We start from the raw sequence: 18,935 nt of genomic DNA, 5'->3' as shown, positions 1-18,935 counted from the left end.
GTCTCTTATGGTTTGTTCGCATAAGATATAAATAGAATGATTTGTATTGTAAGCAGCACGAGTTTTCATTGAATCTTTGCTGCTCTATTGATATAATCAGTGCTAGTGTATATTGGCGAGACTATTAGGAGTTGAGAACATAGATGAACAAAGAAGAAAGAGCAAAAAGACAGTCCAAAATTCGTAATTTCTCTATCATTGCTCATATTGACCACGGAAAGTCAACGTTAGCAGACCGTATTCTAGAGAAAACAAACGCGTTAACACAACGTGAAATGAAAGCTCAGTTGCTTGACTCTATGGATTTAGAGCGTGAGCGTGGTATTACAATTAAATTAAACGCAGTACAATTAAACTATAAAGCAAAAGACGGCGAAGAATATATTCTTCACTTAATTGATACACCAGGACACGTCGACTTTACGTACGAAGTATCTCGTAGTTTAGCGGCTTGTGAAGGCGCGATTCTTGTAGTAGATGCAGCGCAAGGTATTGAAGCGCAAACGTTAGCAAACGTATACTTGGCGCTTGATAATAATTTAGAAATTTTACCAGTTATTAATAAAATTGACTTACCAAGTGCAGACCCAGAGCGTGTACGCCAAGAGGTAGAAGATGTAATTGGTTTAGATGCATCAGAAGCTGTACTTGCTTCTGCAAAAGCTGGGATTGGTATTGAAGAGATTTTAGAACAAATCGTTGAAAAAGTACCAGCACCAACAGGTGATTCTGAAGAGCCATTACAATGTATGATTTTTGACTCTTTATATGATCCGTACCGCGGTGTAATTGCTTATATCCGTGTTGTAAATGGAACGGTAAAAGTTGGCGATAAAGTACGTATGATGGCAACTGGTAAAGAATTTGAAGTAACAGAAGTAGGTGTATTTACACCGAAAACTACGCAACGTGACGAGTTAACAGTAGGTGATGTAGGTTTCTTAGCGGCATCGATTAAAAATGTTGGTGATACACGCGTTGGTGATACGATTACACACGCGAAACGTCCAGCAGCTGAGCCGTTAGCAGGTTATCGTAAATTAAACCCAATGGTATTCTGTGGTTTATATCCGATTGATTCTGCACGTTACAACGACTTACGTGATGCATTAGAAAAGTTAGAGTTAAACGATTCTGCTCTTGAGTTTGAACCAGAAACATCTCAAGCGCTAGGATTTGGTTTCCGTTGTGGTTTCTTAGGACTTCTTCACATGGAAATTATTCAAGAGCGTATTGAACGTGAATTTAAAATTGACTTAATTACAACGGCGCCAAGCGTTATTTATAAAGTTTATTTAACAAACGGTGAAGATGTTATTGTTGATAACCCATCTAATATGCCAGATCCACAGTCTATCGATCGTGTAGAAGAGCCATTTGTGAAGGCTTCAATTATGGTTCCGAATGACTATGTTGGAGCTGTAATGGAAATCTGCCAAGGTAAACGTGGAACGTTTATTGATATGCAATATTTAGATGAAACACGTGTTACATTAACATATGAAATCCCGTTATCAGAAATCGTATATGATTTCTTCGATCAATTGAAATCAAACACAAAAGGATATGCATCATTTGATTACGAGTTAATTGGTTACAAACCATCTAAACTTGTGAAAATGGATATTCTTTTAAATAATGAACAAGTCGATGCTCTATCATTTATCGTACACCGTGATTCAGCGTATGACCGTGGTAAAGTGATTGTAGAAAAATTAAAAGATTTAATTCCAAGACAGCAGTTCGAAGTGCCAATTCAAGCGACGATCGGAAACAAAGTTGTAGCGCGTTCTACAATTAAAGCGATGCGTAAAAACGTACTTGCGAAATGTTACGGTGGTGACATTTCTCGTAAGCGTAAACTTCTTGATAAGCAAAAAGAAGGTAAAAAACGTATGAAGTCTGTTGGTTCTGTAGAAGTACCGCAAGAAGCATTCATGGCTGTACTGAAAATGGATGACAACTAATAGTTGGAATGAAAAAAGAAGTCGTTTATGCGGCTTCTTTTTTACGTATAATTACTTTTTAGACATCTGAGTAGCTCTCATTTACAATAGTGAGAGAGCTTTTTAGTTCATATAAAGTTAGGAGTTTGTTAATGTCCGAAAATATTCGAAAAGATATTCAAGAAAAAATACAAAATGGCAATTTTAATTGTGAAAAGGAATTGACGCTTTCTATTATTAGTGGGAAGTGGAAAGTTGTAATATTGTGGCATCTTGGTGTGGAAGGGCCTCATCGTTTTAGTGAATTACAGCGATTATTTCCGAGCATTTCTCATAAAGTTTTATCAAACCAATTAAAAGAGTTAATGGAAGATGGGATTGTTGATCGAACAGTATACCCAGAAATTCCACCGCGAGTGGAATATTATATGACGGAATTAGGCATGTCGCTTTTACCAATCGTTGAAATGATGTATGATTGGGGAAAAATGCGAATGGAACAAATTCGTAATACGTTAGAGAAGTAAAAGAAGCCTCCCGAGCGTGGAGGTTTTCTTTTTAGAAAGGTAGGAGTTATTTTTGGTGCAAGCTGCATATATTCATATTCCGTTTTGTCAGCATATTTGTCACTATTGTGATTTTAATAAAGTGTTTATTGAACGCCAGCCGGTCGATCAATATTTAGAGTATTTAGAGAAAGAAATAATAAATACAGTTCAAAAGGTACCGTTTGATAGTATGAAAACGATTTTTGTTGGCGGGGGAACTCCAACAGCATTAAATATGGAACAGACAAAGAAATTATTAAATATTATAAATCGTCGTTTACGTCCGTTTGCCCCGAATTGTGAATTAACATTTGAAGCGAATCCAGGTGATTTGCCGAAAGAGAAATTAAATGTATTGCTAGAAGGTGGAGTGAACCGAATTAGTTTTGGGGTGCAAACATTTCGAGATGAATTGCTTGAGAAAATTGGACGTAAGCATACGAGAGAAGATGCGTTTGTAGCAATTAGAGAAGCGCAGGAAGTAGGCTTTAAAAATATAAATGTAGATATTATTTATGCTCTGCCAGGACAGACGATAGAAGATGTAAAAGAAACATTAGACATTGCTTTTACGCTTGGTGTACAACATTTCTCGGCATATTCATTAATTGTGGAACCGAAAACAGTATTTTATAACTTAATGAATAAAGGGAAATTAAGACTTCCAGGTGAAGACCACGAAGCGAAAATGTACGAAATGGTAATGGATGAAATGGAGAAACATGGCTATACCCAGTATGAAATTAGTAATTTTTCAAAAGGTAATAATGAAAGTAGACATAATCTCACATACTGGAATAATGAAGAGTATTATGGATTTGGAGCTGGAGCGCATAGTTATGTAAATGGAGAACGTATCCAAAATGTAGGGCCGCTCAAGCAATATTTCAATAAAATCGATGAAACCGGATTTCCGTATTTAGATGTTCACGTGGTGACGGAGAAAGAAAAAATGGAAGAAGAATTGTTCTTAGGACTCCGAAAAACAAAAGGTGTATCTAAAATAGCGTTTCAAAAGAAATTTAATATGGAAATGGATCAAGTTTTCGCGAAGCAGTTACAAAACAACCAAGAACAAGGATTGCTTGAAGAGAGCGATGGATATGTTCGTTTAACGCGAAAAGGGAAATTATTAGGGAATGAAGTATTCCAATCATTTTTGATTGACTAATTAAATGTTCCATTAACGTGAAAAAGTTTCATTATTTCGTGACGTTTCCGTTGACAATTGAATGTCAATTTTGGTAAGTTATTAATAGATTTAGCACTCGAAGACAAAGAGTGCTAACAGAGGTGATGATGAGATGCTTACGGAACGTCAGCTCTTAATTTTACAAACAATTATTGATGACTTTATTGGATCAGCGCAACCTGTTGGGTCAAGGACGTTGGCTAAAAAAGATGAAATTACGTTTAGTTCAGCTACTATACGAAATGAAATGGCTGATTTAGAAGAACTAGGATTTATTGAGAAAACGCACAGTTCTTCTGGACGTGTTCCTTCTGAAAAAGGATACCGATTTTATGTAGACCATCTTTTAGCGCCGCAAAATTTACCGAACGATGAAATTGTACAAATTAAAGATTTATTTGCTGAAAGAATTTTTGAAGCGGAAAAGATTGCGCAACAATCGGCTCAAATTTTATCAGAGCTTACAAATTATACGGCCATTGTTCTTGGACCGAAGTTAAGCACAAATAAACTTAAAAACGTACAAATTGTTCCGCTTGATCGTCAAACCGCAGTCGCTATTATTGTAACGGATACAGGGCATGTACAAAGCAAAACGATTACCGTTCCGGAATCTGTTGATTTATCAGATTTAGAAAAAATGGTTAATATTTTAAATGAAAAGCTATCTGGCGTACCGATGGAAGAACTTCATAATAAAATCTTTAAAGAGATTGTTACAGTTTTACGTGGGTATGTTCATAATTACGATAGTGCAATAAAAATGTTGGATGGTACATTTCAAGTTCCGTTATCGGAAAAGATATACTTTGGAGGAAAAGCAAATATGCTTTCCCAGCCAGAGTTCCATGACATTCACAAAGTAAGGTCCTTGCTGACGATGATTGATAACGAAGCCGAGTTTTATGATATTTTGCGTCATAAACAAGTAGGTATTCAAGTGAAAATTGGTAGGGAAAACTCTGCGACAGCCATGGAAGATTGTAGTTTAATTTCTGCAACATATTCGATTGGAGAAGAACAGCTTGGAACAATTGCTATTTTAGGTCCGACAAGAATGCAATATTCTCGGGTAATTAGTTTGTTACAGTTATTTACGAGACAATTTACAGATGGACTTAAAAAGTAAATGAGAGTAATACATTCGCTCAAGTGATGAACTTTTCATTGCTGTGTGTAATATATAATGCTTAGGTAATCATGCTATGCATGATACCTAATACCTTTTAAGGAGGTGAATATTGTGGAAGAGCGTAACGAACAAGTGGTAGAAGAAGTAAAAGAAGCGCAAGTTGAAGAAGCTGTCACGCCAGAAAACAGTGAAGAAACTGTAGAAGAAAAAAGTGAGGCTGCTCTTTTACAAGAAAAAGTAGATGAGTTACAAGCGAAACTAACGGAAACGGAAGGTCGCACATTACGTCTACAAGCTGATTTTGAAAATTATAAGCGCCGTGTTCAAATGGATAAACAGGCTGCTGAAAAATATAGAGCACAAAGTCTAGTTTCAGACATTTTGCCAGCTCTTGATAATTTTGAAAGAGCGATGCAAGTGGAAGCAACTGATGAGCAAACGAAATCCTTACTACAAGGTATGGAAATGGTGCATCGTCAATTGCTAGAAGCGTTGGCTAAAGAAGGTGTTGAAGTGATTGAAGCTGTTGGTAAACAGTTTGATCCTAATGAGCACCAAGCTATTATGCAAGTAGAAGACAGTGAATTTGAATCAAATGCGGTAGTTGAAGAATTCCAAAAAGGTTATAAACTAAAAGACCGTGTGATTCGCCCATCAATGGTAAAAGTAAATCAATAATTTACATAAAAGTAGGAGGATTCGCCATGAGTAAAATTATCGGTATTGACTTAGGTACAACAAACTCTTGTGTAGCTGTTATGGAAGGTGGAGAACCAAAGGTTATCCCAAATCCAGAAGGAAACCGTACAACGCCTTCTGTTGTAGCTTTCAAAAATGAAGAGCGTCAAGTTGGGGAAGTTGCAAAGCGTCAAGCAATTACAAACCCAAATACAATCATGTCTGTTAAACGTCATATGGGTACAGACTACAAAGTAGAAGTTGAAGGTAAAGATTATACACCACAAGAAATTTCTGCAATTATTTTACAAAACTTAAAAGCTTCTGCTGAAGCATACTTAGGTGAAACAGTAACGAAAGCTGTTATTACAGTACCTGCATACTTCAACGATGCAGAACGTCAAGCAACAAAAGATGCTGGTCGTATCGCTGGTTTAGAAGTTGAGCGTATTATCAACGAACCAACAGCAGCAGCACTTGCTTACGGTTTAGAAAAACAAGATGAAGAGCAAAAAATCTTAGTATATGACTTAGGTGGCGGTACATTTGACGTATCTATCCTTGAGTTAGCAGATGGAACATTCGAAGTTATTTCAACTGCTGGTGACAACCGTCTTGGTGGAGATGACTTTGACCAAGTTATTATTGACCACTTAGTGGCTGAGTTCAAAAAAGAAAATAACATTGATTTAAGCCAAGATAAAATGGCACTTCAACGTTTGAAAGATGCAGCTGAGAAAGCGAAAAAAGATCTTTCTGGCGTAACACAAACACAAATTTCATTACCATTCATTAGTGCTGGAGCTGCTGGCCCATTACACTTAGAATTAACATTAACAAGAGCGAAATTCGAAGAGCTTTCAGCAGGTCTTGTTGAAAGAACATTAGAGCCAACTCGTCGTGCATTAAAAGACGCTGGTTTTGCTCCAAGCGAATTAGATAAAGTTATTCTTGTTGGTGGATCTACTCGTATCCCAGCTGTACAAGAAGCTATTAAACGTGAAACTGGTAAAGAGCCATATAAAGGGGTAAACCCTGATGAAGTTGTAGCATTAGGTGCTGCAGTTCAAGGTGGCGTACTTACTGGTGATGTAGAAGGCGTACTATTATTAGACGTAACTCCACTTTCTTTAGGTATTGAAACTATGGGTGGCGTGTTCACGAAATTAATCGAGCGTAACACTACAATTCCAACAAGTAAGTCACAAGTATTCTCAACAGCTGCTGATAATCAACCAGCAGTAGACATTCACGTATTACAAGGTGAGCGTCCAATGTCAGCTGACAACAAAACGTTAGGTCGTTTCCAATTAACTGACCTTCCACCAGCACCACGTGGTATTCCACAAATCGAAGTAACATTCGATATTGATGCGAACGGTATCGTTAACGTACGTGCAAAAGATTTAGGAACAAGCAAAGAGCAAGCTATTACAATTCAATCTTCTTCAGGTCTTTCTGATGAAGAAGTAGAACGTATGGTACAAGAAGCAGAAGCAAATGCTGACGCTGACCAAAAACGTAAGGAAGAAGTTGAACTTCGTAACGAAGCTGACCAACTTGTATTCCAAACAGATAAAGTTGTAAAAGATTTAGAAGGTAAAGTGGATGCGGCTGAAGTTGCAAAAGCAACAGAAGCGAAAGAAGCATTACAAGCTGCGATTGAGAAAAACGAGCTTGAGGAAATTCGTGCGAAAAAAGACGCTTTACAAGAAATCGTACAACAATTAACTGTTAAATTATACGAGCAAGCTCAAGCAGCTGCAGGGCAAGCAGAAGGTGCACAAGGCGCACAAGATGCTGGCGCGAAGAAAGACAATGTAGTAGACGCTGAATTTGAAGAAGTAAAAGAAGATAAGTAATAATAAATAAGTAAGATGACAAAAAGTCAAAGTCAAGCGTGCCTTGGCTTTGGCTTTTTTCACGAATGAGGAGAAAAGTGTGAGGTTCTTAAGTTTTTTACTTTGCATACTGTAAGTGAGGAAACTTTGTTGCAAAGCACTTTCTTTCGGTGTTAAAATTACGTTTATGTGAAAGATTCGGGGGTTGTAAATTTATGAGTAAACGAGATTATTATGAGGTCCTTGGACTTAGCAAGGGTGCTTCAAAAGATGAAATAAAAAAAGCGTATCGTCGTTTGGCTAAAAAATACCATCCAGACGTAAGTAAAGAAGAAAATGCAATTGAAAAGTTTAAAGAAGTACAAGAAGCATACGAAGTATTAAGCGACGATCAAAAGCGTGCGCAATATGATCAATTTGGTCATGCTGGTGCAAATCAAGGTTTCGGTGGCTTTGGCGGCGGCGGAGACTTCGGCGGTGGCTTCGGTTTTGAAGATATCTTTAGTTCATTCTTTGGCGGTGGTGGCGGCAGACGTCGTGATCCAAATGCTCCGCGTCAAGGTGCTGACTTACAATATCAAGTCACTTTAGATTTTGAAGAAGCGATTTTTGGTAAAGAGTTAAATGTTGAGATTCCAGTAGAAGATCCATGTGATACTTGTAAAGGTAGCGGAGCAAAACCAGGAACTTCAAAAGAAATATGTAAACATTGTTCAGGATCAGGTCAAGTAAGTGTAGAACAAAATACACCGTTTGGTCGTATTGTAAACCGTCAAGCTTGTGGCCATTGTTCAGGAACTGGTCAAATGATTAAAGAAAAATGTACGACATGTCACGGTTCTGGTAAAGTACGTAAACGTAAAAAAATTAACGTTAAAATTCCAGCAGGTATCGATAATGGTCAACAAATCCGTGTATCTGGAAAAGGTGAAGCGGGCGTAAATGGTGGGCCAGCAGGAGATTTATATGTTGTTGTTCATGTAAGAAGTCATGAATTCTTTGAGCGTGAAGGAGATCACATTATTTGTGAAATGCCATTAACGTTTGCGCAAATGGCACTTGGTGCTGAAGTGGAAGTTCCTACTGTTCATGGTAAAGTGAAGCTGAAAATTCCAGCAGGAACACAAACAGGAACAGAATTCCGCTTAAAAGGAAAAGGTGCTCCGAACGTACGTGGATACGGTCAAGGAGATCAATATGTAGTCGTGCGTGTTGTTGTACCGACGAAATTAACTTCACATCAAAAAGATTTATTACGTGAATTTGCAGGACAAGAAGAGCAGGATGATAGTTTATTCGGAAAGCTTAAACGTGCTTTCAAAGGGGAATAATGGAAATAAAAAATGGAGTTGGTAAATTGTGAAATGGTCAGAAATTAGTATTCATACAACAGAAGAAGCAGTAGAAGCTGTCTCTCATATTTTACATGAAGCTGGTGCTAGTGGAGTTGCGATTGAGGACCCAGCGGAGTTGACGAAAGAGCGCGAGCAACAATATGGTGAAATTTATGCATTGAACCCAGATGAGTATCCGGCAGAAGGTGTGTTAATAAAAGCATATTTCCCGCAAACGGATTCTTTACATGAAACAATTGCAGGTGTAAAATCATCTATTGATGTGCTTCCATCTTACGACATCGAAATTGGTACTGGAAATATTACCGTTAACGAAGTCAATGAAGAAGATTGGGCTACTGCTTGGAAAAAATATTACCATCCAGTACAAATTTCTGATACATTCACAATTGTACCGACTTGGGAAGAATATACACCATCTTCTCCGGAAGAAAAAATTATTGAATTAGATCCAGGTATGGCGTTTGGGACAGGAACTCATCCAACAACAACGATGTGTATCCGTGCTTTAGAAAAAACAGTACAGCCAGGTAACACGATCATTGATGTAGGAACAGGTTCTGGTGTACTGAGTATTGCAGCAGCAAAACTAGGTGCGTCTTCTGTTCAAGCATATGATTTAGATCCGGTTGCGGTTGAAAGTGCAGAAATGAATGTACGTTTAAATAAAACAGATGATATCGTGACTGTTGGACAAAATAGTCTTTTAGAGGGTATTGAAGGTCCTGTTGATTTAATCGTAGCTAACTTATTAGCAGAAATTATTCTTTTATTCCCTGAAGATGCAGCAAGAGTTGTGAAGTCAGGCGGATTATTTATTACATCGGGCATTATTGCTGCAAAGGAAAAAGTAATTTCTGAAGCGCTAGAAAAAGCTGGATTTACAATTGAAGAAGTGTTGCGAATGGAAGATTGGGTAGCAATTATTGCACGAAATGCGTAATATAGATTTTAGTCTATAATGAAAAGGGGAGTCTCTCACTATAAGGTGAGGGACTTGCCGTTTGTTATATGAAAAATGATAACGTTTCGTTCTTTTCGTAAGTATTGGCTTACGAAAGGAACGAAACTCTACTAAGGTGATTATATGCAACGTTATTTTGTAGAAGAGAAATATGTAAATGAGACAAGTATTCGCATTGTAGGTGATGACGTACATCATATCGCAAGAGTGATGCGTATGTCAGCTGGTGATCACATTTATTGCTGTGTAAACGGAAAAACAGCCGTATGTTCAATTGATGAAATTACCAGTGAATTTATTAATACGGCTATTGTAGAATGGGTAGAGGCGTCAAGTGAACTTCCTGTTTTCGTGACGATTGCAAGTGGACTGCCGAAAGGAGACAAGCTAGAGTTAATTTTTCAAAAAGGAACTGAGCTTGGGGCAGCTGCATTCTTACCATTTCAAGCATCTCGCTCTATCGTAAAATGGGATGCGAAAAAAGCTGATAAAAAAGTTGAGCGTTTAAGAAAAATTGTGAAAGAAGCTGCGGAACAATCACATAGAAGTGAAATTCCAGAAGTACATGCTCCGGCATCATTTAAGCAATTGCTTTCAATGAGTGGTGAGTATGATGTTTGTCTTGTTGCTTACGAAGAGGAAGCAAAACAAGGCGAGAAATCTAATTTTGCGAAAGCTTTAACGATGATGAAACCAGGTCAAAAGCTATTGATTGTATTTGGCCCAGAAGGCGGTTTAGCTGAGGAAGAGATTACAGCGCTTCGTGAACATAAATTTGTACCATGTAGTTTAGGACCAAGAATTTTAAGAACAGAAACGGCGCCGTTATACGCGTTAAGTGCTGCTTCGTATCATTTTGAATTGATGGGGTGATGATCAATGTCAACTGTTGCGTTCCATACGTTAGGTTGTAAAGTAAACCACTATGAAACAGAAGCCATTTGGCAATTGTTTAAACAAGGTGGATATGAAAGAACTGAATATGAAAAGAAAGCTGATGTATATGTTATTAATACATGTACAGTAACAAATACGGGAGATAAGAAAAGTCGTCAAGTTATTAGACGTGCTGTTCGTCAAAACCCAGATGCGGTTATTTGTGTAACGGGATGTTATGCACAAACATCTCCAGCGGAAATTATGGCGATTCCAGGTGTAGATATTGTAGTTGGTACACAAGATCGTGAAAAGATGTTAGGATACATCGAAGAATTCCGTAAAGAGCGTCAGCCAATTAATGCTGTCCGCAACATTATGAAAACACGTGTATACGAAGAACTGGATGTACCTTATTTCACGGATCGTACACGTGCATCTTTAAAAATACAAGAAGGTTGTAATAACTTCTGTACATTCTGTATTATTCCTTGGGCGCGTGGTTTAATGCGTTCTCGTGATGGGAAAGAAGTTATTAAACAAGCGCAGCAATTAGTAGATGCAGGTTATAAAGAAATCGTATTAACAGGTATTCATACAGGTGGGTACGGTGAAGATATTAAAGATTATAACTTAGCTGGATTACTTCGTGATATGGAAGCGGAAGTAGGCGGATTAAAACGTCTTCGTATTTCTTCTATTGAAGCGAGTCAGATTTCAGATGAAGTAATTGAAGTGTTAGATAAGTCTGAAGTAGTTGTACGTCACTTACACATTCCGTTGCAATCTGGATCTAATACTGTATTAAAGCGTATGCGTCGTAAATATACGATGGAATTTTTCCAAGAGCGCTTAGATCGTTTGAAAGAAGCGTTACCAGGTCTTGCGATTACATCAGACGTAATCGTTGGTTTCCCAGGTGAAACAGAAGAAGAATTCATGGAAACATACAATTTTATTAAAGAAAATCGCTTCTCTGAGTTGCACGTATTCCCGTACTCAAAACGTACAGGAACACCTGCAGCGCGTATGGAAGATCAAGTTCCTGAAGATGTGAAGAATGATCGTGTTCACCGTTTAATTGAACTATCTAATCAATTAGCGAAAGAGTATGCATCACAGTTTGAAGGAGAAGTACTTGAAATTATTCCAGAAGAACAATTTAAAGAGGGCGACCGTGAAGGCTTATATGTAGGTTATACAGATAACTACTTGAAAATTGTATTTGAAGGATCAGAAGAATTAATCGGTAAACTAGTGAAAGTGAAAATCACAAAAGCTGGTTATCCATATAACGAAGCGCAATTTGTTCGTGTTCTTGAAGATGATGTGAAAAAGGAATCAGCAAGCGCATAAAGTGAAACTATAATCAGCGGGCAGCCTAATCCCCACCTAACTTCTTTGGTTTCGCTGAATTTTGAGATGGGGGTCTTACTGCCTGGCAAATAGCGGGATAAAAAAGCATGCAAACGGAAACGATTTGCATGCTTTCTTTTTAGTGGAGAAGTTAAGTACTGAAAATGTATGAAATGAGTAGTTGTTTCGTACATTCCTGCATGAGAAAAGGTGTAATGATAAAAATATAGTTGCCTTCAGGGGAAAGGATAACAGCTATCCGCATAGTTTTTGAAAAAGGAAGAGCATCTATTCTTCTTTTATTCTGCCAAATAGTTGACCTGAAGTGATAAAATGTATTATAATCGTAAAAGACATGCTGAAGAAGTGTTTCTTTTTGCATGCTGAAGTTAGTATGTAAGTGTGATGTTTCGGAGGGAGGGAAAGAGAATGTCAAAAACAGTCGTTCGTAAAAACGAGTCTTTGGAGGATGCACTTCGCCGTTTTAAAAGATCGGTTTCTAAAACTGGTACACTTGCTGAAGCAAGAAAGCGCGAGTTTTATGAAAAACCAAGTGTAAAACGTAAGAAGAAATCTGAAGCGGCAAGAAAGCGTAAATTCTAAGAGAGGGTGTAAGTTATGAGTCTTCTCGGTCGTTTAAACGATGATATGAAACAAGCGATGAAGAATAAACAAAAAGAAAAATTAACCGTCATTCGTATGGTTAAGGCTGCTTTACAAAATGAAGGTATTAAACTACAGCATACTCTTACTGAAGAAGAGGAACTAACAGTTTTAGCTCGTGAAGTAAAACAGCATAAGGACTCCCTCCTTGAATTTAAAAAAGCTGGTCGTGAAGACCTTGTTAATAAACTGCAAAGTGAAATTCAGATTTTAAGCGCATATTTGCCGGAGCAATTAACGGAAGAAGAGCTAGTTGATGTAATCAAACAAGTTATTTCTGAAGTTGGTGCGACTTCTAAAGCAGATATGGGTAAGGTGATGACTGCTGTTATGCCGAAAGTAAAAGGTAAAACAGATGGATCACTTGTGAATAAGCTGGTTATCCAGCTATTAGCATAAAAAAACGTCTCATTTCGTATGAGACGTTTTTTTATGCTTTTTTTCAGTTTGGACGTGATATTACAAGCTCTTTTTTCATACATATGGGATGAGAGGGGGTCTTTTGGGATGAAAAAATTAGAACAAATGAAGAATTGGTTAACGAAGCAAATAGACCTGCCAGTGGATGTGCTAATGGATCTACCTCGGATCACGCTTGTTGGGCAAGTGCATATCTATATAGAAAATCATCGAGGGTTATTAGTGTTTTCAGATAAAGAAGTAAGATTGTTGTTAAAACATGGTCAATTATTGATTAAGGGGCAGTCCTTTGTTATTAAAACAATCCTTCCGGAAGAACTTTTGCTTGAAGGGATAATTGAGCAAGTGACGTTTTTAGAAGACGAAAAGAAAGAGAAGTGAGGGAAACTTCCGTATGTGAAGTTTTTCTTCTTTATTTTAATGATTTACCCCTACTATGTAGTTTATCCCGCTATTTATGGAAAATAAAACTCTTTATTTCATTTTCGTACGAGCTATTTTGCTAATTAAAGTGAAAAGTAGTGTGTCTACTTTTGGAAAGGTAGTGAAGGTAGTAGATGAAAAATAAATGGTTTATAAAGTGGCTTGGATATGTAAAGGTACGAATTGAAGGTAGAGGAGCGGAACGGTTCGTTAACGAATGTGTGCGTAGAAAATTATTAGTTTGGGACGTTAAGAAAATCGCCGATGAAACGTTAGTCTTTTGTATGCTATTACGAGATGTGAAAAAAATAAAGCCGATTTATAGAAAAAATGAGTGTAAACTATATTTTATTGGGCGTTACGGTTTTCCATTTTGGAATAAGCGCTTAATTAAAAATAGTGGATTCTTAATTGGTTTTTTAATTTTCTTCTTTGGCATGATTGCATTATCGAATATGGTTTGGAAAATTGAAATTACGGGAGCGAAACCTGAAACAGAATATATATTGATGAAAGAATTGGACAAAATGGGTATTAAAAAAGGAAAATTACAATTCCAAATGCCTAGTGTAGAAGATGTACAACGTCATTTGACGGACAATATTAATGCGATTACTTGGGCAGGACTAGAAGTAAGGGGAACGACGTACCATTTTAAAATTGTTGAAAAAAATGAGCCGAAAAAAGAAAAAGAACAAAGGCCGCAAAATTTAGTGGCAAAAAAAGAAGCGATTGTTACAAAAACATTTGTTGAAGTTGGAAAACCAGTCGTTTTAAAAAATGATCATGTAGAAAAAGGGCAGCTTCTCGTATCAGGGATATACGGTAATGAGGAGAGTCCAACCATTGTTTCGGCGAAAGGTATTGTATATGGAGAAACGTGGTACACATCTGAGGTGAATGTACCACTCAAGACGCAATTTCAAGTATATACTGGTAATACGTATAATGAGCATTACCTTACATTTGGGAGTACAAAAATAAAAATATGGGGATTTCAGCATGATAAGTATAAACGTTCTCGTACGGAAAGTGTAAAACATGATGTGAAATTATTTGGTTTTACACTGCCGATTGCATATGAAAAAGATGTAGTGCGAGAAGAGGAAGAGGCGAACCGAGAATATACAGAAAAACAGGCAATGAAAGTAGCGAAAGAAATGGCTGAAAAAGAACTAAAGAAAAAATTGGATGAACATGCTATGATTGTAAGTGATAAGATTTTGAGTAAAGAGGTTGAGGCGGATCAACTAAAAGTCACTTTGCATTATACTGTGATTGAAAATATTGCAGAGCCACAACCAATATCCGAATCCGATATTCAAGGAGACTGAGTAATGGCAGAACAATTAGTAGAAATGAACCAACAATTGGAAAATACTAACGAAGCAATCGCTCTTTTTGGAGTCAATGATGCTCATTTGAAAGTAATTGAACGGGAACTGAATGTATCAATCGTAACTAGAGGTGAAACTGTTCATGCATCTGGAGCAGTTGAAACTGTGACACTCGTAGAAAAAATCTTACAACAACTACTTGTTGTTATTCGAAAAGGTGTGTCAATTACAGAAAGAGATGTTGCGTATGCAATTCAGCTCGCACAACAAGGGAAAATTGCTCAATTTGAAGAGTTATATGAAGAAGAAATCTTTAAAACGGCAAAAGGTAAATCCATTCGTGTAAAAACGATGGGACAAAGAAGATATATTCATGCAATGAAGAAAAATGATATTGTATTTGGAATAGGACCTGCCGGGACTGGGAAAACATACTTAGCTGTAGTAATGGCTGTAAGAGCTTTAAAGCAAGGGTATGTAAAGAAAATCATTTTAACGAGACCGGCTGTAGAAGCTGGAGAAAGTTTAGGATTTTTACCAGGTGATTTGAAAGAGAAGGTAGATCCGTACTTACGTCCATTGTATGATGCTCTGCACGATATTCTTGGACAAGAATATACGCAGCGTATGATGGAGAGAGGTGTAATTGAAATCGCTCCTCTTGCTTATATGAGAGGACGTACGCTCGATGATTCATTTGTTATTTTAGATGAAGCGCAAAATACAACGGGTGCACAAATAAAAATGTTTTTAACTAGATTAGGTTTTAGTTCTAAAATGGTTATTACGGGGGACCCTTCACAAGTAGACTTACCAAAAGGGGTAAAATCAGGGCTTACGCTAGCCGCTAACATTTTATCTGGTGTATCAGGTCTTTCATTCATTACGTTAGAACAAACGGACGTTGTAAGGCATCCACTGGTACAACGTATTATTGAGGCATATGATAAAATGGAATGATCCTATTTGTCAGGATCATTTCTTTTTGTATTAAGGTTGGCGAACGGCATATTTTTTACTATCATAAAAGATAAGAGAAATAAACTATAGGTACTGGTGTATAAAAATGTTACCTAAAAGTATCGTTGGCTAGAAGAAATGAAAGCTATAAATAGTTTCACTTTATTTCTAGAGAGGAGAAGGTATTGAAATCATGTTAAGATCTCAAGAAATTTCTAAGTGGTTTCGTAATTTACAACATTCGAAAAAACTAAGTTGGATTTCTTACGTTTTATTAGGGGCGGTGCTGTTTTTTGCACTTATGAATAATGTGAAACCAGAGCAATTAGATGTTGATATGTATTCTATTGCGAAAAAAACAATTCATTCTCCTATTAAAATTGAAGATAAGGTTATAACGGAAAGAAAAAAACAAGAGGCCGCTCAAAAAGTCGGGGATCAATATACATATAGAAGTGAATATAAACAAAATAGAGTAGATATTGTAAATGATGTTTTTGCTAAGGTGAATGAAGTAATTCAGGAGATGAAAGCTGCTGGACCTGAAGAGCAAAAAAAGATGACCGATGCGAATAAATTAGAAAAGTTGAAGAAGAAGTTGCCATCTAATTTAACGAAGGAATTATCGGATGAGAATTTATTATACTTTATTAATGCAGAACCGGATCAATTAGAATTAGCAAAGAATGCGGCTTTAACGTCTGTTAGCGTTATCATGGGTGGAAATATTAAAATGTCCGAAGAAATGGCGGCGAAAGAGCGATTTGTTAATGAAATGAAAAGCCTGAATGTGAATAGTGGATTGAAAGAAGCTGTGAATGCGCTAGGATCATATGCGATTACAGCAAATTATTTCTATGATCCGGCTGTAACGAAAGAGAAGAAGAAAGCAGAAGAAGATTTAGTTCCACCTGTTTATATTCTTCAAGGACAAGTTATTGTTAGAGAAGGTGAAACAATTTCAAGTGATATGTATAATCAGTTGAAATTAGTCGGTTTATTAGAAAAAGGTAATAGTTTTCAGCCTTATGTTGGATTAGCGGTGCTCATTGGTGTGTTACTATACTTTATGCATAAACAGTTTGAAGTATTTTTACAGCGGAAAAGAGAAGACAAACCGTACATTTTAGCGTATATTACAATTTTGTCTATCACGATTGTTTTAATGAAAATTATTAGTTTGTTTCAAAAGCTTGAATATGCAGGAATTGCGTATGTTGTCCCAGTTGCGATGGGAACGATACTTGTAAAACTAATGATTGGCGATCGATTTGTATTTTTAACAAGTATGATTTTTTCTGTGTGCGGAAGTATTATGTTTAATGAAGGAGTAACAAGTACACTAAATTATAGTGTAGGCATTTATGTGTTATTAAGTTCATTATCAGTGAGCATTTTCTTAAGAGAAAAAAATCGTCGTACGATGATTTTACAAGCTGGTATACTCGTTTCAATCTTAAATGTAGTCGTCTTGGCGGCGTTATTATTATTACGTAATGGGAATTTTTCGCCTCTTGAAATTGGTACCCAATTATTAATGGCTTCCCTTTCAGGAATTATCTCATCCGTTTTGGCTATGGGGATATTACCATATTTAGAAAGTGGACTTGGAATTGTATCAAGTATGAAGCTTATGGAATTATCAAGTCCGAATCATCCGCTGTTGCGTAGAATTTTATTAGAAGCGCCAGGGACATATCACCATAGTGTAATGGTAGCAAATCTTTCTGAGGCGGCTTGTGAAGCAGTTGGAGCAAATGGTGTATTAGCGCGTGTAGGGGCGTACTATCATGATGTAGGAAAAACAGTACAACCACAATTCTTTATTGAAAACCAGATGGGAATTGAAAATCCGCATGATAAATTAGATCCTGTGACGAGTAAAGATATTATCATTGCTCATGTAACCGATGGAGTAAAGATGCTCGAAGAATACCATATTCCGCAAGAAATTATCGATATTGCTGGACAACACCATGGTACAACGCTCCTGAAATATTTTTATTATAAGGCGATTAAAGAAGATAAAGAAAAATATACAGAAGAGATGTTCCGTTATCCGGGATCAAAAGCAACTTCTAAAGAATCGGCAATCGTTGGTATTGCGGATAGTGTTGAGGCAGCGGTACGTTCTATGAATCACCCAACGCCAGATCAAATTAATAATTTAGTACAAAGTATTATTAAAGATCGCCTGCAAGATGGGCAATTTAGTGAATGTGATTTGACATTTAAGGAACTACAAATCGTTGGAAAAACGTTATGTGAAACGTTAAATGGTATTTTCCATTCGCGTATTACATATCCGGAACCACCGGAAGATAAGGAGAAAGAATGAGTTTATTAATTGATTTCATTGATGAAACAGAAGAAGTGAAAGAAGAGTATGTGAATTTAATTCGTGAGATATTAGGAAAAGCAGCTCAAATGGAAAAAATAGAGGATGGTGCAGAGTTATCAGTAACATTTGTAGATAACGAACGCATTCGCGAGATTAATCGTGATTACCGAGATAAGGATCATCCTACTGATGTCATTTCTTTTGCTATGGAAGAAATGGGAGAAGGAGAAATGGAAATTGTAGGTGTAGAGATGCCGCGTATGTTAGGTGATCTTATTATTTCTATTCCGAGAGCGAAAGAACAAGCTGAAGAGTATGGACATTCTTTTGATCGTGAACTTGGCTTTTTAGCGTTACATGGCTTTTTACATTTACTTGGTTATGACCACATGACAGAAGCGGATGAAAAAGAAATGTTCGGAAGACAAAAAGAAATTTTAGAAGCATTTGGATTAGGACGATGAAAAAAGGAAAACTTATAGATAGTTTTGGGTATGCTATAGTCGGTATATTCTTTTGTCTTCGTCATGAACGAAATATGAAAATTCATTATTTAGCCGCAGTTGTTGTTATGTGCTGCGGCTTTTATTTCCATATTACAAAAGTAGAATGGATGGTATTACTTATTGTAATAGGAATTGTAATGAGTTTAGAGATGGTAAATACGGCTGTGGAAAAAACAGTAGATTTAGCGACTACCGATATACATCCGTTTGCGAAAGTCGCAAAGGATGTCGCGGCGGGAGCGGTTTTATTGTTTGCGATAATAGCCGTTATAATTGGTGCTATTATCTTTTTACCGTATGTGGTATAGTTGCATTCCGAAGCTTTTCTTAAGCTTTGAAGGTGCCGTAAAGGCCTTTAATAAGAGAGTGTATCTATTCACAGCTGTGAACAGGAAGG

18 protein-coding genes are annotated in these 18,935 nt (G+C 36.9%); all 18 read left to right on the top strand.

Translation table 11 applies throughout. The features are described 5' to 3' along the window. Positions 1-143 precede the first annotated feature (143 nt). On the top strand, positions 144-1,967 hold the full coding sequence (lepA, locus tag ACTFNE_RS03080; RefSeq protein ID WP_001030955.1) for an elongation factor 4: 1,824 nt from the start codon (positions 144-146) through the stop codon (positions 1,965-1,967). 131 nt (positions 1,968-2,098) lie between these two features. Next, a complete protein-coding gene (locus tag ACTFNE_RS03075) occupies positions 2,099-2,473 on the top strand; it encodes a winged helix-turn-helix transcriptional regulator (RefSeq protein WP_001293546.1) in 375 nt (124 codons plus the stop codon). A gap of 52 nt (positions 2,474-2,525) precedes the next feature. After that, positions 2,526-3,665: a radical SAM family heme chaperone HemW gene (gene hemW, locus ACTFNE_RS03070; RefSeq protein WP_025991619.1), complete on the top strand. Its 1,140-nt coding sequence runs from the start codon at positions 2,526-2,528 to the stop codon at positions 3,663-3,665. 133 nt (positions 3,666-3,798) lie between these two features. Continuing rightward, entirely contained in the window at positions 3,799-4,815 is a 1,017-nt protein-coding gene (gene hrcA, locus ACTFNE_RS03065; RefSeq protein ID WP_000954949.1) for a heat-inducible transcriptional repressor HrcA, read from the top strand. A 114-nt stretch (positions 4,816-4,929) separates the two neighbouring features. Further along, entirely contained in the window at positions 4,930-5,496 is a 567-nt protein-coding gene (gene grpE, locus ACTFNE_RS03060; RefSeq protein ID WP_000392709.1) for a nucleotide exchange factor GrpE, read from the top strand. Positions 5,497-5,522: 26 nt separating this feature from the next. Continuing rightward, the gene (gene dnaK / locus ACTFNE_RS03055) at positions 5,523-7,358 is read left to right on the top strand and encodes a chaperone protein DnaK (RefSeq protein WP_000034700.1); all 1,836 of its coding nucleotides are present in this window, start codon (positions 5,523-5,525) and stop codon (positions 7,356-7,358) included. A gap of 194 nt (positions 7,359-7,552) precedes the next feature. Then, positions 7,553-8,668, top strand: a complete 1,116-nt coding sequence (dnaJ, locus tag ACTFNE_RS03050) for a chaperone protein DnaJ (protein WP_270705380.1) — start codon at positions 7,553-7,555, stop codon at positions 8,666-8,668. 28 nt (positions 8,669-8,696) lie between these two features. Continuing rightward, positions 8,697-9,635 (top strand): 50S ribosomal protein L11 methyltransferase, encoded by a 939-nt coding sequence (gene prmA, locus ACTFNE_RS03045; RefSeq protein ID WP_000872108.1) that lies wholly within the window; start codon positions 8,697-8,699, stop codon positions 9,633-9,635. A 144-nt stretch (positions 9,636-9,779) separates the two neighbouring features. After that, positions 9,780-10,529, top strand: coding sequence for a 16S rRNA (uracil(1498)-N(3))-methyltransferase (locus ACTFNE_RS03040; protein WP_001190157.1), 750 nt, complete (start codon positions 9,780-9,782; stop codon positions 10,527-10,529). A 6-nt stretch (positions 10,530-10,535) separates the two neighbouring features. Beyond that, positions 10,536-11,888 carry a tRNA (N(6)-L-threonylcarbamoyladenosine(37)-C(2))-methylthiotransferase MtaB gene (mtaB, locus tag ACTFNE_RS03035; RefSeq protein WP_000108686.1) on the top strand — a complete coding sequence of 451 codons (1,353 nt, stop codon included), beginning with the start codon at positions 10,536-10,538 and terminating at the stop codon, positions 11,886-11,888. Positions 11,889-12,317: 429 nt separating this feature from the next. Then, a complete protein-coding gene (rpsU, locus tag ACTFNE_RS03030) occupies positions 12,318-12,491 on the top strand; it encodes a 30S ribosomal protein S21 (RefSeq protein ID WP_000048061.1) in 174 nt (57 codons plus the stop codon). Positions 12,492-12,506: 15 nt separating this feature from the next. After that, positions 12,507-12,950, top strand: coding sequence for a GatB/YqeY domain-containing protein (locus ACTFNE_RS03025; protein WP_000054573.1), 444 nt, complete (start codon positions 12,507-12,509; stop codon positions 12,948-12,950). Between the two features lie 108 nt (positions 12,951-13,058). Beyond that, positions 13,059-13,352: a sporulation protein YqfC gene (yqfC, locus tag ACTFNE_RS03020; protein WP_000732265.1), complete on the top strand. Its 294-nt coding sequence runs from the start codon at positions 13,059-13,061 to the stop codon at positions 13,350-13,352. 176 nt (positions 13,353-13,528) lie between these two features. Then, positions 13,529-14,728 carry a sporulation protein YqfD gene (gene yqfD, locus ACTFNE_RS03015; protein ID WP_000792485.1) on the top strand — a complete coding sequence of 400 codons (1,200 nt, stop codon included), beginning with the start codon at positions 13,529-13,531 and terminating at the stop codon, positions 14,726-14,728. A gap of 3 nt (positions 14,729-14,731) precedes the next feature. Continuing rightward, positions 14,732-15,691, top strand: coding sequence for a PhoH family protein (locus tag ACTFNE_RS03010; protein WP_000840516.1), 960 nt, complete (start codon positions 14,732-14,734; stop codon positions 15,689-15,691). Between the two features lie 193 nt (positions 15,692-15,884). After that, on the top strand, positions 15,885-18,029 hold the full coding sequence (locus ACTFNE_RS03005; protein WP_000946450.1) for an HD family phosphohydrolase: 2,145 nt from the start codon (positions 15,885-15,887) through the stop codon (positions 18,027-18,029). Further along, entirely contained in the window at positions 18,026-18,496 is a 471-nt protein-coding gene (gene ybeY / locus ACTFNE_RS03000) for an rRNA maturation RNase YbeY (protein WP_270705379.1), read from the top strand. The genes ACTFNE_RS03005 and ybeY overlap by 4 nt, the downstream gene beginning before the upstream one ends. Then, positions 18,493-18,846 (top strand): diacylglycerol kinase family protein, encoded by a 354-nt coding sequence (locus ACTFNE_RS02995; protein ID WP_270705378.1) that lies wholly within the window; start codon positions 18,493-18,495, stop codon positions 18,844-18,846. Before ybeY ends, ACTFNE_RS02995 begins: the two co-directional genes overlap by 4 nt. The last annotated feature ends 89 nt before the right edge of the window (positions 18,847-18,935 follow it).

Source organism: Bacillus cereus group sp. MYBKT111-2, from assembly GCF_051915205.1.
GTDB lineage: Bacteria > Bacillota > Bacilli > Bacillales > Bacillaceae_G > Bacillus_A > Bacillus_A paranthracis.
The sequence above is the reverse complement of the archived record's forward strand: the minus strand, read 5'-3'. Positions and strand labels throughout refer to the sequence as shown.